The sequence below is a fragment of the Martelella sp. NC20 genome, from assembly GCF_013459645.1.
In the GTDB taxonomy this organism is placed as follows: domain Bacteria; phylum Pseudomonadota; class Alphaproteobacteria; order Rhizobiales; family Rhizobiaceae; genus Martelella.
In genome coordinates, this window is record NZ_CP054861.1 from 2,113,289 (window position 1) to 2,128,139 (window position 14,851).

General features: G+C 64.5%; 14 protein-coding genes. 8 read left to right on the top strand and 6 right to left on the bottom strand.

Annotation, left to right across the window (positions count from 1 at the left end):
- Window positions 1–49: 49 nt before the first annotated feature.
- From hutI to hutC, 8 genes are all read left to right on the top strand, one after another.
- On the top strand, window positions 50–1,252 hold the full coding sequence (gene hutI, locus HQ843_RS10135; RefSeq protein ID WP_180898424.1) for an imidazolonepropionase: 1,203 nt from the start codon (window positions 50–52) through the stop codon (window positions 1,250–1,252).
- Entirely contained in the window at window positions 1,249–2,784 is a 1,536-nt protein-coding gene (gene hutH, locus HQ843_RS10140; RefSeq protein WP_180898423.1) for a histidine ammonia-lyase, read from the top strand. Before hutI ends, hutH begins: the two co-directional genes overlap by 4 nt.
- Before the next feature lie 211 nt (window positions 2,785–2,995).
- Window positions 2,996–3,799 (top strand): N-formylglutamate deformylase, encoded by an 804-nt coding sequence (hutG, locus tag HQ843_RS10145; protein WP_180898422.1) that lies wholly within the window; start codon window positions 2,996–2,998, stop codon window positions 3,797–3,799.
- A gap of 9 nt (window positions 3,800–3,808) precedes the next feature.
- The gene (gene hutU / locus HQ843_RS10150; protein WP_180898421.1) at window positions 3,809–5,485 is read left to right on the top strand and encodes a urocanate hydratase; all 1,677 of its coding nucleotides are present in this window, start codon (window positions 3,809–3,811) and stop codon (window positions 5,483–5,485) included.
- Between the two features lie 280 nt (window positions 5,486–5,765).
- Window positions 5,766–6,710 carry an ABC transporter substrate-binding protein gene (locus HQ843_RS10155; RefSeq protein WP_180898420.1) on the top strand — a complete coding sequence of 315 codons (945 nt, stop codon included), beginning with the start codon at window positions 5,766–5,768 and terminating at the stop codon, window positions 6,708–6,710.
- A gap of 290 nt (window positions 6,711–7,000) precedes the next feature.
- Complete coding sequence (locus HQ843_RS10160; RefSeq protein ID WP_180898419.1) at window positions 7,001–7,774, top strand: ABC transporter permease; 774 nt, start codon at window positions 7,001–7,003, stop codon at window positions 7,772–7,774.
- Window positions 7,771–8,562, top strand: coding sequence for an ABC transporter ATP-binding protein (locus HQ843_RS10165; protein ID WP_180898418.1), 792 nt, complete (start codon window positions 7,771–7,773; stop codon window positions 8,560–8,562). The genes HQ843_RS10160 and HQ843_RS10165 overlap by 4 nt, the downstream gene beginning before the upstream one ends.
- 2 nt (window positions 8,563–8,564) lie before the next feature.
- Window positions 8,565–9,302, top strand: coding sequence for a histidine utilization repressor (hutC, locus tag HQ843_RS10170; RefSeq protein ID WP_180898417.1), 738 nt, complete (start codon window positions 8,565–8,567; stop codon window positions 9,300–9,302).
- A 67-nt stretch (window positions 9,303–9,369) separates the two neighbouring features.
- Here hutC and HQ843_RS10175 read toward each other — a convergent pair whose 3' ends face one another.
- The 6 genes from HQ843_RS10175 to mepA all read right to left on the bottom strand — a co-directional run bounded on the left by HQ843_RS10175 (window position 9,370) and on the right by mepA (window position 14,830).
- Complete coding sequence (locus HQ843_RS10175) at window positions 9,370–10,005, bottom strand: 2,3-bisphosphoglycerate-dependent phosphoglycerate mutase (RefSeq protein ID WP_180898416.1); 636 nt, start codon at window positions 10,003–10,005, stop codon at window positions 9,370–9,372.
- 23 nt (window positions 10,006–10,028) lie between these two features.
- Window positions 10,029–10,850, bottom strand: coding sequence for a 4-hydroxy-tetrahydrodipicolinate reductase (gene dapB, locus HQ843_RS10180; protein WP_180898415.1), 822 nt, complete (start codon window positions 10,848–10,850; stop codon window positions 10,029–10,031).
- Between the two features lie 151 nt (window positions 10,851–11,001).
- The gene (locus tag HQ843_RS10185; protein WP_180898414.1) at window positions 11,002–11,868 is read right to left on the bottom strand and encodes an SDR family NAD(P)-dependent oxidoreductase; all 867 of its coding nucleotides are present in this window, start codon (window positions 11,866–11,868) and stop codon (window positions 11,002–11,004) included.
- A gap of 140 nt (window positions 11,869–12,008) precedes the next feature.
- A complete protein-coding gene (locus tag HQ843_RS10190) occupies window positions 12,009–12,590 on the bottom strand; it encodes a TetR/AcrR family transcriptional regulator (protein ID WP_180898413.1) in 582 nt (193 codons plus the stop codon).
- Window positions 12,591–12,705: 115 nt separating this feature from the next.
- Window positions 12,706–13,728, bottom strand: a complete 1,023-nt coding sequence (locus tag HQ843_RS10195; protein ID WP_180898412.1) for a glucokinase — start codon at window positions 13,726–13,728, stop codon at window positions 12,706–12,708.
- An 85-nt stretch (window positions 13,729–13,813) separates the two neighbouring features.
- Window positions 13,814–14,830, bottom strand: a complete 1,017-nt coding sequence (mepA, locus tag HQ843_RS10200) for a penicillin-insensitive murein endopeptidase (RefSeq protein ID WP_180898411.1) — start codon at window positions 14,828–14,830, stop codon at window positions 13,814–13,816.
- Window positions 14,831–14,851: the final 21 nt, after the last annotated feature.

Below are 14,851 nucleotides of genomic sequence, written 5' to 3' on the forward strand. Positions count from 1 at the left end.
TCATTATGTATATACATAATAACCAAACAAGACAATAAGGGGGAAAGCAATGCCATCGCTTTTCAACAATGCGCTGATCGCGACCATGGCGGGGGACGCCGTGGCGAGCGAGGGCGTGCTTGCTGTTGATCAGGGTCGGATCGCCTATGTCGGTCCGGCATCCGGCCTGCCCGCCCGCTTTTCCGGCCTTGAGGCGATCGATTGCGGCGGCCGCCTGATCACTCCGGCACTGATCGATTGCCACACCCACATCGTCTATGGCGGCAGCCGGGCGAAGGAATTCGGAATGCGGCTCGAAGGCGCGTCCTACGAGGAGATCGCGCGCGCCGGCGGCGGCATCGTCTCGACCGTGACGGCCACCAATGCGCTCACCGAGGACGAACTGGTCGAGGCAGCACTTCCGCGCCTGGATGCACTGATCGCCGAAGGCGTTGCGACCATCGAGATCAAGTCCGGCTACGGCCTCAACATCGATGCCGAAATGAAGATGCTGCGCGCCGCCCGCAGGCTTGCAGCACGGCGTCCAGTGCGGATCGTGACCACCTGGCTTGCCGCCCACACCACGCCGCCCGAATACAAGGGTCGCAACGCTGCCTATATCGCGGAGGTCGCGATTGCGGGCCTCGAGGTCGCCCATGCTGAGGGTCTGGTCGATGCGGTAGACGGCTTCAGCGAGGGCATTGCGTTTTCACCCGACGAGTTGCGGCCGCTGTTTGCGCGCTCCGCGAGCCTCGGCCTGCCGGTGAAGCTCCATGCCGAGCAGCTCTCCAATCTCGGCGGCGCGAAGATGGCCGCCGCCTTTGGTGCGCTCTCTGCCGATCACATCGAATATCTCGACGAGGACGGCGTGGCGGCGATGGCGAAAGCCGGCACGGTCGGCGTGCTGCTTCCCGGCGCTTACTACACGTTGCGGGAAAGGCAGGTCCCGCCGGTTGCCGCGCTACGCGCGCATGGCGTCGCCATCGCGCTTGCGAGCGACTGCAACCCCGGCACCTCGCCGCTGACATCGCTGCTTCTGACCATGAACATGGGCGCGACCCTGTTCGGTCTCACCGTCGCCGAATGCCTCACAGGCGTCACGGCGAACGCTGCCCGCGCGCTCGGCCTTCTCGCGGAAACCGGAACGCTTGAGGTTGGCAAGTCCGCCGACATGGCGCTCTGGGACGTGTCCGATCCGGCCGAACTGGTCTATCGCATCGGCTTCAATCCGCTGAGATCGCTCTATATTCAGGGGCAGGAGGTGAACCTGTGACTATCGTCCTGAAGCCCGGCAGCGTCACGCTCGCGACGCTGGAAGGCATCTATCGCAGTGATACGCCCGTGCGACTGGACCCGTCATGCGACGCCGCCATCGAAAAGGCCGCTGCTCGTATTGCCCAGATCGCCGCCGGCAATGCGCCGGTCTATGGCATCAATACCGGCTTCGGAAAGCTCGCCTCGATCAAGATCGATGCCGCCGATACCGCGACCCTGCAGCGCAACCTGATCCTGTCACATTGCTGCGGCGTCGGCGCGCCGCTCGATGACAGCATCGTCCGGCTGATCATGGCGCTGAAGCTGATCTCGCTCGGCCGGGGCGCGTCCGGCGTGCGGCTGCAACTCGTGCGCCTGATCGAGGGGATGCTGGAAAAGCGCGTCACGCCGGTCATTCCCGAAAAGGGCTCGGTCGGCGCCTCCGGCGACCTTGCGCCGCTTGCTCATATGGCAGCCGTGATGATGGGCGAGGGCGAGGCGGTTTTCGAGGGCGAGCGGCTTTCCGGAGGTGCTGCGCTTGAAAAGGCCGGTCTTGCGCCGGTGCGGCTTGCCGCCAAGGAGGGATTGGCGCTGATCAATGGCACGCAGGTTTCCACGGCGTTGGCGCTCGCCGGCCTGTTCCGCGCCTTCCGTTGCGCCCAGACGGCACTGGTCACCGGCGCGCTGTCCACCGACGCGGCGATGGGCTCACCGGCGCCGTTTCATCCCGATATCCATACTCTGCGCGGCCATCAGGGCCAGATCGATGCGGCCGCAAGCCTCCGCGCGCTTCTCGAAGGTTCCGAGATCCGCGTCTCCCATATCGAGGGCGACGAACGGGTGCAGGACCCTTACTGCATCCGCTGCCAGCCGCAGGTCGAAGGCGCCTGCCTCGATCTCCTGCGCCAGGCCGGACGCACGCTTGAAATCGAGGCCAATGCCGCCACCGACAATCCGCTGGTGCTGTCCGACGACAGCGTCGTGTCCGGCGGCAATTTCCATGCCGAGCCGGTGGCGTTTGCCGCCGACCAGATCGCGCTCGCCGTCTGCGAGATCGGCGCGATCGCGCAGCGGCGGATCGCGCTGCTGGTGGACCCGGCGCTCTCCTTCGGCCTGCCGGCCTTCCTGTCGAGAAAGCCGGGGCTCAATTCCGGCCTGATGATCGCCGAGGTGACATCGGCGGCGCTGATGAGCGAGAACAAGCAGATGTCCCATCCAGCCTCGGTCGATTCGACCCCGACATCCGCCAATCAGGAAGACCATGTGTCGATGGCCTGCCATGGCGCGCGCCGGCTTCTGGCGATGACCGAGAACCTCAGCCATATCATCGGCATAGAGGCGCTCTGCGGTGCGCAGGGCGTGGAACTGCGCGCGCCGCTCGCGACCAGCCCCGCGTTGCAAAGGGCGATCGCCGCGTTGCGCAGGCTCGTTCCCGCGCTTGAGGAAGACCGCTATATGGCCGGCGATCTGGAAAAGGCGGCAAATGCGGTGCATGACGGCGTGCTGATCGACGCGGTCGGGGCGGGGGTGCTGCCGGAGATCGCGGCGTGAGGCTTTTCCCTGTTCCATCTCCGCCCCTCACCCGGCGCATGCGCGCCACCCTCTCCCCCGCGGGGCGAGGGGGAGCAAGCAACCGGCGCTGGAGAATGCAGACAGGCAATGCCACTCAGTTTTCCCCTTCTCCCCCTGGGGAGAAGGTGGCCGAAGGCCGGATGAGGGTAGGCGACGATTGCCATAAATTCAGACAGAGGAATACTTTCCCATGACCGACCCCGTCATCGTCAAAAAGGGCATATCGCCCGTCATCCTCGGCTTGCCGCACACGGGTACGCATGTTCCGCCGGATATTGAGGCCCGGCTCAACGACAATGGCCGCCTGCTCGCCGATACCGACTGGCATGTCGACCGGCTCTATGACGGGCTGCTTGCCGACGTGACCACGGTGAAGGCCACCTTCCACCGCTACGTGATCGACGCCAACCGCGATCCGGAAGGCGTCAGCCTCTATCCAGGCCAGAACACCACCGGACTGGTGCCGGAGACGGATTTCGACAGCAAGCCGATCTGGAAGGACGGCGAGGCGCCGACCGCGACCGATATCGCAGCGCGGCTTGAAGCGTTTCACGCGCCCTATCATGCAGCGCTTGCCGCCGAGATCGCGCGGGTCAAGGCCGAGCACGGCATCGCCATTCTCTACGACTGCCATTCGATCCGCTCGCATATTCCCTTCTTGTTCGAAGGCAAGCTTCCGGATTTCAACATCGGCACCAATCTCGGCGTTACCTGCGCGCCCGAATTCGAGGCGGCTGCGGCAAGCGTTGTGTCGCTGGCACCCGGCCACGACCACGCCGTCAACGGCCGCTTCAAGGGCGGCTGGACCATCCGGCATTACGGCAGGCCGGAGACCGGCGTTCACGCCATCCAGATGGAGCTTGCGCAGTCGACCCATCTTGAAAGCGAGGCCCCGCCCTTTGCCTATGACGACCGCAAGGCGGAGGCGCTTCGCCGCCACCTGCAGGACATTCTGGAGCGGATCGAACGGCTGTCGTTCTCCGCGCGCATTTAGGAGACGAACATGACCGACAATCCGCGACACAATGCCCGCGAAATCCATGCGCCGACCGGCACGGAGCTGAACGCCAAGAGCTGGCTCACCGAAGCGCCGCTCCGGATGCTGATGAACAATCTCGATCCGGATGTCGCCGAAAAACCGCACGAGCTGGTGGTCTATGGCGGCATCGGCCGCGCGGCGCGCACCTGGGCCGATTTCGACCGGATCGTCGAGACGCTGAAAACGCTGGAAGATGACGAGACGCTGCTGGTGCAGTCCGGCAAGCCGGTCGGCGTGTTCCGCACCCATGCCGATGCGCCGCGCGTGCTGATCGCCAATTCCAATCTCGTGCCGCATTGGGCGAACTGGGACCATTTCCACGAGCTCGATCGCAAGGGCCTGATGATGTACGGCCAGATGACGGCCGGATCGTGGATCTATATCGGTGCGCAGGGCATCGTGCAGGGCACTTACGAGACCTTCGTCGAGGCTGGACGCCAGCATTACGACGGCGACCTCTCGGGCAGATGGATCCTCACCGGCGGGCTTGGCGGCATGGGCGGCGCGCAGCCGCTCGCCGCCGTCATGGCCGGCGCCTCCTGCCTTGCCGTCGAGTGCGACCCCTCCCGCATCGATTTCCGCATCCGCACCGGCTATGTCGACGAAAAGGCCAATACGCTCGATGAGGCGCTCGCCATGATCGACGCCTGGACCAAGGCGGGCGAGGCGAAGTCGGTCGGCCTCCTCGGCAACACGGCGGAGATCCTGCCGGAACTGGTGAAGCGCGGTGTGCGTCCGGATATCGTCACGGACCAGACCTCGGCGCATGACCCCATCAACGGCTACCTGCCCGCCGGCTGGAGCCTTGGCGAATGGCGCGACAAGGCCGAGCGCGATCCGAAGGCGGTCGAAAAGGCCGCACGGGCCTCGATGCGCACCCATGTGGAGGCGATGCTGGCCTTCCACGACAGGGGCATTCCGACCGTCGATTATGGCAACAATATCCGCCAGATGGCCAAGGAAGAGGGCTGCGAGCGGGCTTTCGATTTCCCCGGCTTCGTGCCGGCCTATATCCGCCCGCTGTTCTGCCGGGGCATCGGCCCGTTCCGCTGGGTGGCACTTTCCGGCGATCCGGAGGACATCTACAGGACCGACCGGAAGGTCAAGGAACTGCTGCCGGACAATCATCACCTGCACAACTGGCTGGACATGGCCCGTGAGCGCATCCATTTCCAGGGCCTGCCGGCGCGGATCTGCTGGGTCGGCCTTGGCGATCGCCACCGCCTCGGCCTCGCCTTCAACGAAATGGTGAAGAATGGCGAGCTGAAGGCGCCGATTGTCATCGGCCGCGATCATCTCGACAGCGGTTCCGTCGCCTCGCCGAACCGCGAGACCGAGGCCATGCGGGACGGTTCCGACGCCGTTTCCGACTGGCCGTTGCTGAACGCTCTTCTGAACACCGCCTCCGGCGCCACCTGGGTGTCGCTGCATCACGGCGGCGGCGTCGGCATGGGCTTTTCCCAGCATGCCGGCATGGTGATCTGCTGCGACGGTACGGATGACGCCGCGCGGCGCATCGGCCGCGTGCTGTGGAACGATCCGGCCACCGGCGTCATGCGCCATGCCGATGCCGGCTACGACATCGCCGTCGACCATGCGCAGAAGATGGGGCTCAGGCTTCCGGGCATTCTCGGGAACTGAGGCGGAACGCAAGCGCTGGGGGTCCGCCCCTCACCCGGCGCGTTCGCGCCACCCTCTCCCCTGCGGGGCGAGGGGGAGCAAGCAGCTATCGCGGAGACAAGCGGACGGGCAATGCCGTGCCGGCCTCCCCTTCTCCACCTTCTCCCCTTGGGGGAGAAGGTGGCCAAAGGCCGGATGAGGGCAAGCCGGTTTAATATGTCTAGACAACAAAACCGAAACGCGACTAGACTGGCGACCTCGCAACAAGGGCGGTTACGCCCGCATAAGAGGGGTTCTTCACATGAAATTGCTAGCAGCTACCGCAATCGCAGCGCTCGCCGTCGCATCCGCCGCGCATGCGCAGGAAACCAAGGTCGCCATCGGCCTATCCGGCTGGACCGGCTTCGCACCGCTGACGCTGGCCAAGGAGGCCGGGATTTTCGAGAAGAACGGACTTGATGTCGATCTCATCAAGATCCCGCAGGCAAGCCGCCATCTGGCGCTCGCTTCGGGAGACATCCAGTGCGCGGCGACCACCGTTGAAACCTGGATCGTCTGGGCCGCCGCCGGCGTGCCGACAACGCAGATCTTCCAGCTCGACAAGTCCCACGGCGCCGACGGCATGGTGGTGCGCGGCGATATCGAGACCATCGCCGACCTGAAGGGCAAGACCGTCGCCGCCTCCGCGCCCGGCACCTCGCCCTATTTCTATCTCGCCTGGATCCTCAAGGAAAACGGCATGACGATGGACGACGTCAAGGTCGTCAATCTCGAGCCGGGTCCGGCCGCCCAGGCCTTCATTGCCGGCCAGAACGACGCCGCGATGACCTATGAGCCCTACCTTTCCTCCGTCCGCGAAGCGCCCGATGCTGGCAAGATCATCGCCACCACGCTGGATTATCCGGCGGTTATGGACACGTTCGGCTGCACGCCGGCCTTCCTCGAAGACAACCCGGACGCCGCCAAGGCGCTTGCCACGTCCTATTATGAAGCGCTGGACATGATCGCCGCGGAACCGGAAAAATCCTATGAGATCATGGGGGCCGATGTGAACCAGACCGGCGAGGCGTTCGCCGGCTCGGCGCAGTATCTCGAATGGCAGGACCGCGATGCAGCGATCGCCTTCTTCGGCGGCGAGTTCAACGATTTCTCTGCCGATGCCGCGCAATTGCTGCTCGAAGCCGGCGTGATCCGCGAAATGCCGGACCTGACGACGCTCGCCGATCCGTCGTTTATTCAGGAGTGAGCGGAGCCGTTTTCCGCGCAGTCTCTTCCACACGCCCGTCATCCTCGGGCTTGACCCGAGGATCTAACCACGTTGCCGAGCGGGCTGCGTGGGTTTGTTCAAGTCGGGACTCCCTGTGCAAACGGGCCTCCGCTCGTGGGGGAAGGTGATTGGATCCTCGGGTCAAGCCCGAGGATGACGCAGAACGGGAGGGAGGGCTTTTCGCAAACGAGGTCTTCCCCGTCTGAAATTGAATTATATGCCTGTGACGAAATACCGATGGCATCGTCATCCCAAAACACGGAGACCCGATGAAACCGCTTGAGCCTATCAGCCCGGGACTCCGATTGTCCCTCGGTATCCTGTTCTTCGTGATCTTCTTTGCCGGCTGGTCGTTCGCGACCTTTGGCGGGTTCGTGTCGAAGACGTTTCTCGCCGATCCGATCACCATGATGAAGGATGGCTGGTGGCTGCTGTCGAAGCGCGGTTTCCTCGGCGATATCGGCATCACGGTCTGGCGCGTTGTCGGCGGGTTTGTGGTTGCGTCGGCCATTGCCGTTCCTGTCGGCATTGCGATGGGCGCCTACAAGCCGATCGAGGCACTGCTTGAGCCGTTCGTCTCGTTTGCCCGCTACCTTCCGGCCTCCGCCTTCGTGCCGCTCCTGATCCTGTGGGCTGGCATCGGGGAAATGCAGAAGCTGCTGGTGATCTTCATCGGCGCGGTGTTCCAGATCATCCTGATGGTCGCCGTTTATGTCGCCAATACAAGGCGCGATCTCGTCGAGGCCGCCTATACGCTCGGGGCCAGCGACAGGGGTGTCGTTCGAAGGGTGCTGCTGCCGGCCTCCGCGCCGGATATCGCCGAGACGCTGCGGCTGGTGCTCGGCTGGGCCTGGACCTATGTCATCGTTGCCGAACTGATCGGCGCATCGTCCGGCATCGGCTACATGATCATCAATTCGCAGGCGCTGATGGCGACCGGGCAGATCATCTTCGGCATCATCGTCATCGGCGTGATCGGCCTGATCTCGGACTTTGCCTTCAAGCTGGCGAACCGCCACCTGTTCGCCTGGAGGTTCGCATGAGCGCGCCCGAGCTTGAGGTCAGGGGCGTCTCGCGGGTGTTTCCCGGACGGCGCGGGGCAAAGCCGGTCCAGGCGCTGTCGCCGACCGACCTGACGCTGGAAAAGAACGATTTCGTCACCATCCTCGGCCCTTCCGGCTGCGGCAAGTCGACCCTGCTGCGCATCGTCGCGGGGCTTGACCGGCCGACCACCGGCACAGTCTATCTGGAGGGTAAGGAAATTCGCGGGCCAGGGGCCGATCGCGGCATGGTGTTCCAGTCCTATACGCTGTTTCCCTGGCTGACGATCCGCGAGAATGTCGGTTTCGGCCTGCGTGAAAAGGGCATGAAAACGTCTGCCATCAAGGAGATAGTCGATCTCTATCTCGCCCGTGTCGGCCTTTCGGCCTTTGCCGAGCACTGGCCGAAGCAGCTCTCGGGCGGCATGCAGCAGCGCACCGCGATCGCCCGCGCGCTCGCCAACGAACCCAAGATCCTGCTGCTCGACGAGCCCTTCGGCGCGCTCGACAACCAGACCCGCGGGCTGATGCAGGAATTGCTGCTCGGCATCTGGGAGCGGGAGAAGAAGACGGTGATCTTCGTCACCCATGATATCGAGGAAGCGGTGTTCATGGCCTCGCGGGTGGTCACCATGTCGGCGCGGCCGGGGCGGATTTCCTCGGTGACGCCGGTCGATTTCCCGCATCCGCGCGACTATCGCCTCAAGGCCGATCCGGAATTCGCCAGGCTCCGGATGCAGCTTACCGAGGAGATCCGGGCCGAGGTGATCGCGGCGGCGAGCCGGGGCTGAGGATGGCCAGGGAAGGCGAAGACCGTCCGCTCGCGCTTCATGCCCGCATCGAGCAGGAAGTGGAAAACCGGATTCTCTCCGGTGAGTGGCCGCCGGGCACGCGCATACCCTTCGAGCACGAACTGACGACGCAATACGGCTGCTCGCGGATGACGGTCAACAAGGCGCTGTCCGAGCTCGTGAAAAAGGGCCTGATCGAGCGCCGCCGCAAGTCGGGTTCCTATGTCCGCCAGCCGGAAGTGCTGTCCGCCGTCATGGAAATCCATCAACTTGAACGCGAGGTACGGGCGCTTGGCCTCGCCTATGATTTCCGGCTGGTCGAGCGCGCCAGCCGGGGCGCGAACGATGCGGACCGCCGCCGGCTGCTGCTTGCAAAGCCCGACCCGGTCATTCATCTCCGCAGCCTTCACAGCGCCGGAAGTCGTCCCTTCTGCCTCGAGGACCGCCTGATCAGCCTTGCCGAAGTGCCCCAGGCGGAAGACGCGGATTTTTCGAGGTATCCGCCGGGGTCCTGGCTTCTGGAACAGGTGCCGTGGAGTGCAGCCGAACACCGCATCAATGCCGTCGGCGCGGGCCGCGCCGAGGTCGAACTGCTCGACCTGCGCGAGGGCACGCCCTGCCTGGTCATCGCCCGCCGCACATGGAACGCCGGCGGCTCGATCACCCAGGTCAACCTCACCTATCCCGGCGACATGCACACGCTCGTCGCCCAGTTCTCGCCCACGGGCAGGGCGGGATAGGGCGCGTCCGGAAAAAGCGGATGCCGGTTTTTCGTCCGGACGCGCGCGCAAAAGGCCTCGCTGGCCCTCAGTGCGCGGCTGACATGTCGCCAAGCACGGTCTTGTCGGCAACCGTTGAATCCGGCTTGAGCGTGTAGACCATGGGAACGCCGGTCGCCAGGTTGAGCTTCAGGATTTCCTCCTTGCTCATCCTGTCGAGGATCATCACGAGCGCGCGCAGCGAATTGCCGTGGGCGGCGACCAGCACCTTTTGGCCGCTGAGCACGCGCGGCAGGATTTCGGTGAGATAATAGGGCCATACCCGCGCGCCGGTATCCTTCAGGCTTTCGCCGCCGGGCGGCGGCACGTCGTAGGAACGGCGCCAGATATGGACCTGTTCCTCGCCCCACTTCTTGCGCGCGTCATCCTTGTTGAGACCGGCGAGGTCGCCATAGTCGCGCTCGTTGATCGCCTGGTCCCTGATGGTCTCGAGATCGCCCTGTCCGATTTCATCGAGAATGATCTGGCAGGTGCGCTGGGCGCGGATCAGGTCGGATGTGAAGGCGACGTCGAACTTTATCCCGGTCTCGGCCAGCGCCTTGCCGCCGGCATGGGCTTCGGCCACGCCCTGATCGGTGAGGTCGGGATCCTTCCAGCCGGTGAAAAGGTTTTTCAGGTTCCATTCGCTTTGGCCGTGACGGACCAGAACCAGTGTTCCGCTCATAAAATCAGTTCCTTCAAACGTTGCTATTTGGAAAGCCCGAGCACGTCGAGCATGGAATAAAGTCCGGGCTTCTGGCCGCGCGCCCAAAGGGCCGCCTCGACCGCGCCACGGGCGAAAATACTGCGATCGGTGGCCTTGTGGGAAAGGCTCACGGTCTCGCCCTCGCCGGCAAACAGCACGGAGTGTTCGCCCACCACCGAACCGCCGCGCAGCGTGGCAAAGCCGATCGTGCCCTCCTCGCGCGCGCCGGTATGGCCGTCGCGCACCTTCACGGCCTTGTCCTTCAGCGCGATGCCGCGCCCCTCGGCGGCAGCCTCGCCCAGAAGCAGGGCGGTGCCGGACGGCGCGTCGACCTTGTGGCGATGGTGCATTTCCAGCACCTCGATATCCCAGCCCCTGGCGGAAAGCGCTGCGGCCGCCTCCCTGACCAGGACGCCGAGGAGATTGACGCCGAGGCTCATATTGCCGGATTTGACGATGGTGGCATGGCGGCTTGCCGCCATCACCTTCGCGTCGTCAGCCTCCGACATGCCGGTGGTGCCGATGACGTGGACGATGCGCGCCTGCGCCGCCAGTTCCGCATATTCGAGGGTCGCGGCCGGCGCGGTGAAATCGAGCACGCCGTCGGCATCGACGAAGGCCTTCAGCGGGTCCTCGGTTATTGCGACGCCGAGTTCGCCGACGCCGGCAAGCACGCCCGCATCCTTGCCCAGCGCCGGGCTATCCGGCCGGTCGATCGCGGCGTGCACCACGGCGCCTTCGGTTTCGCAGATGATGCGGATCAGGCTTTGGCCCATCCGTCCGCTGGCGCCCACAACGACGAGCTTCATTGCCGGAGAATTCATATGTCTTCCTGGTATTTGCGTTTTACGGCGGCCCCGCCGCAGCTGGCTGGGCGGGGCAGGCCGACCTTATTGCAAGCCTTTACGGAAGAAAAGGTCGATCTTGGCCTGCCGGCTCCGGTTTGTTGCCGGCCGGCAGGCCTTGCCGCGTTGCTCAGATGTGCTGGAGAAATGAAAGATCGGTGCTCTCGCTGTCGGTGGACCGGGTGACGGCCTCCCATTCGGCGGCTTCTCTGCTGCGGGTTTCTTCGGCCTTGTGCAGCATCGCCCAGGCGTCGCTGCCGAGCAGAAGGTGTTCCGGCACATGATCGCTGTTGGCGAGATCGAGAACGACGGCGGCGACCTTGTCGGGGTCGCCGACCTCGTTGCCGACCACCTTGTCCAACGCTTCCGCCATCGCGCCCATCGCGGGTTCATAGTCGGGCATCAGGTCGGGGACATCGCTGCGGGCAATCCGGCCCCAGTCGGTGCGCATTCCACCGGGTTCCAGCGATACCGTCCTGATGCCGAGATGGCTGGTTTCCTTGGCAATGATCTCGGAAAACGCGCTGACCGCCCATTTCGAGGATTGATAGGCGGCCATGCCGGGGCCGACGATGCGCCCGCCGACCGATGAGACGTTGATGATGTGGCCGGACCTTTGGGCCCTCATATGCGGAAGCGCGGCGCGCACCATATGGACGACGCCGAAGAAATTGGTTTCGATCTGGGCGCGGAAGTGATCGGGGTCGGACTGCTCGAACGGGGTGAAATGCCCGAAGCCGGCATTGTTGACCAGCACGTCAAGGCGGCCGAACCTGTCTACCGCGAACCGGACGGCCTTTTCCGCCTGCGCCGCGTCGGAGACGTCGAGGGCGAAGGGCGCGACGCGATCGCCGAATTCGGCGGTGAGCGGCTCCAGCCGTTCAAGATCGCGGGCAGTGGCGACAACGCGCTCACCCGCTTCCAGCGCGGTCCTTGCGATGTGTAGCCCGAGACCGCGGGCGCTGCCGGTGATGAGCCATGTTTTCACAGATGTCATTTTCATTTTCCTATCGATATTGAGTGAGTAGGCACTCAAATTTTTGGTTGAATGAGACAGCGGAAATCCCGCTGCCGGTGGTGCCGGTCGTGGCCGACCGGAATTCAGGCCCCGGGCGTTTCCGCCCGCGCGCGGGGTGGCTATCCGGATTTGCCTGCGGTTATGCCGTTCCAGAAGAAGTTGAACCCGAGATCGGTATAGTGCCGGCTCCGGTCGGGCTCCGCGGCGATCCGTTCGAACGTGACTTCGGCAAGGGCATTGAGAACGACGCCGGCATAGTCGGGCGCTATGGCGTCGCCGGCGTGACGGCGGATCGTCTCGGCTAGCATGGCGATCAGTTCGCCAAACAGCGCATCCATTTCCCTGCGGCTCGCCTCGGTGATGTATTCGGATACCTTGAGGCGCTTCAACGCCCGCCATTTCGCTGGATGGGCAGAGCCCCAGGCGATCAGCCGGTCCCAGACATGGCGGATATCCCCGCGCCCGCCGTCGCCCGGCCGCGACCCGACCGAGAAGGCGGCGGCAAGCTCGGCTTCCAGCGTGCCGAGCAATGCATTCATCAGCATGGATTTGGTCTCGAAATAGACGAAAACGGTTCCTTCGGCGACGCCGGCCGCTCGCGCGATCTTCGCCGTCGAGACGCCGGTGCCGGTTTCCGCAACCAGCCTTTCGGCGGCGTCGAGTATCGCCTTTCGCTTTTCCTCGCTGGTCGGCCGCGCCATGCCGTCTTTCCCTAATAAGTGAGTAGGCACTCAATATAGAAAGGCGGGGAGCCGGTGCAAGTGGCAATTTCAGAAATCATGCCGGCGGGATGAAACCGGCGCACGGTCCCCCGGCTCAGACGCGCCAGCGGCGGCCGTCGAGCGCGAGGCCGAAGCGGGTGGGGGTGCGGGCAAAGCTGGAAAGGCCTGCGAGGGCGGCCAGCGGATGGGTCACGACATAGGTCGGGATCGATTCCAGGAGCTTGGTATGCGGCGCCTTGTCCTCGAAGGCAGCACGGAATTCCGGCGATTTCAGCGCCGGCAGGATCTTCTGGGAAATGCCGCCGGCGAGATAGACCCCGCCGCGCGCCATGAACACCATCGCCATGTCGCCGGCAAGGCGACCGAGATAGGTGGCAAACAGCGACAGGGTTTCGACCGCCTGGCGGTCGGTGCCGTCGAGGCCGTGCTGGCTGACATCCTTGGGCTCATAGGGCTGCGGCTCTATGCCGTCGGCGGCGCAGATGGCATTGTAGAGGTTCACCATGCCGCGGCCGCAAAGGATCTGCTCGGCCGCCACCCGGCCCTCGATCGTCTTGATATGGGGGAAAACCTGATAGTCGCGCGCGGTGCGCGGGCCGACATCGATATGCCCGCCTTCGCCGGGGACCGGGATCCAGCGTTCCTCGGCATGGACGAGGCCGGCGACCCCGAGCCCCGTGCCGGGACCGAGCACGACCCGTGAGGCGAGCAACTTGTCCGGCGTATCGCCGATCGGCTCGCGGAACTTGTCGGCCATGTTGGCGATCGCCAGCGCCTGGGCTTCGAAATCATTGATGACGATCACGTCGACGAGGCCGAGATGGGCGATCATGTCGCGCGGCTTCACCACCCAGTCGCAATTGGTCAGCGGAATTTCATCGCTGCGGATCGGGCCGGCGACAGCCAGGATCGCGCTTCTCGGCTGCAGCGATGACTTGTCCATCACCGCCGCCTGGATCGCATCGCCGATCGTGGCGAAATCGGCGGTATGCACGATCGGAAACTCGCGCGGTTCGGCATAGGGATCGACCAGCAGCGAAAACCGGGCATTGGTGCCTCCGATGTCGCCGATCAGAATGGGGAAGGCAAGCGGTTGTTCGAGCGGTATTCTGGCCATTGTGTTTCCCCGTTGCGCAGGCATTGCGCCTCTCATGCGGTTTCGGGTTTCCTACATCAGTTCAAATCGCTTTGAAAGAGCCGGCTCACCCACTTGGTCTCTGCGTCGGCACGGGGCCGATTTCGGGCCATGGCGCAAGCGGCGGCAGCGGGATCGCGGGCGTCAGCGCCGCCTGCGGCAGTTGAGCGGGCGCCGTCGCATCCAGCACGGCGGTGCAGGCGGCCGGCAGGTCGGAGAGTATGGTATAGCTCGGTCGCGTCGGTTTCGGCGGCGGCTTCGACGGTTTTTCGGGCGGCGTCACCGGTTTTGCCGGCGCCCAGGGCTCGTCGGAAAGCCACCAGGCAAGGTTCGCGCCGCAGCCGTCATCGGCCATGTCCACCCTGTTCTGCGGTTTGCAGTCGGGCGAACCGGGTCGGCAGAACAGGCGGATATGGAAATGGTAGTAATGGCCGTAATAGGGCCGCACCTTGGCAAGGTTGGAGCGGTCGCCCTTCCAGTCATCGCAGATCGCCTTCTTGATGCCGGGATGGACGAAGATGCGCTGCACCTCCGGATAGCTTGCCGCGCGCATGATCAAGCGCTCATGGGCAGGCGTGAATTTCTGCCTGTCGACGAACAGCGTGCCGTCTTCCTTCAGCATCGACGTTGCGGAGATATCCTCGCGCTCGCGCAGCGTCAGCGTGCGGTCCGGCATCGGCGTCAGCCAGATATCGGCGTCGAGGCCGACCTGATGGGAGGCGTGGCCGGAGATCATCGGCCCGCCGCGCGGCTGGGAGATATCGCCGACCAGAAGCCCCGGCCAGCCATCATATTGCGCGGCCTCGCGCGACAGTTTCCTGATCAGCGCGATGGTATCGGGGTGGCCGAAGCGGCGATTGCGCGAAAGCCGCATCGCCTGCCATGTCGGACCATCGATCGGCAGCGCCTCGGCGCCGGCAAGGCAGCCCTTGGAATAAAATCCTATCGAATGCGGCTGGCCTGCGGTCGGCGCCGCCTCCGATGCGAAAAGCACCTTGGCTGGCGGCGGAAAATCCTCGGCGATGGCCATGGATGCCGCCATCACCAGGGCGAGGACTGCGGACAGGGCATTGATCCAGCGCATGATGTTGCTCCCTCGATGCGG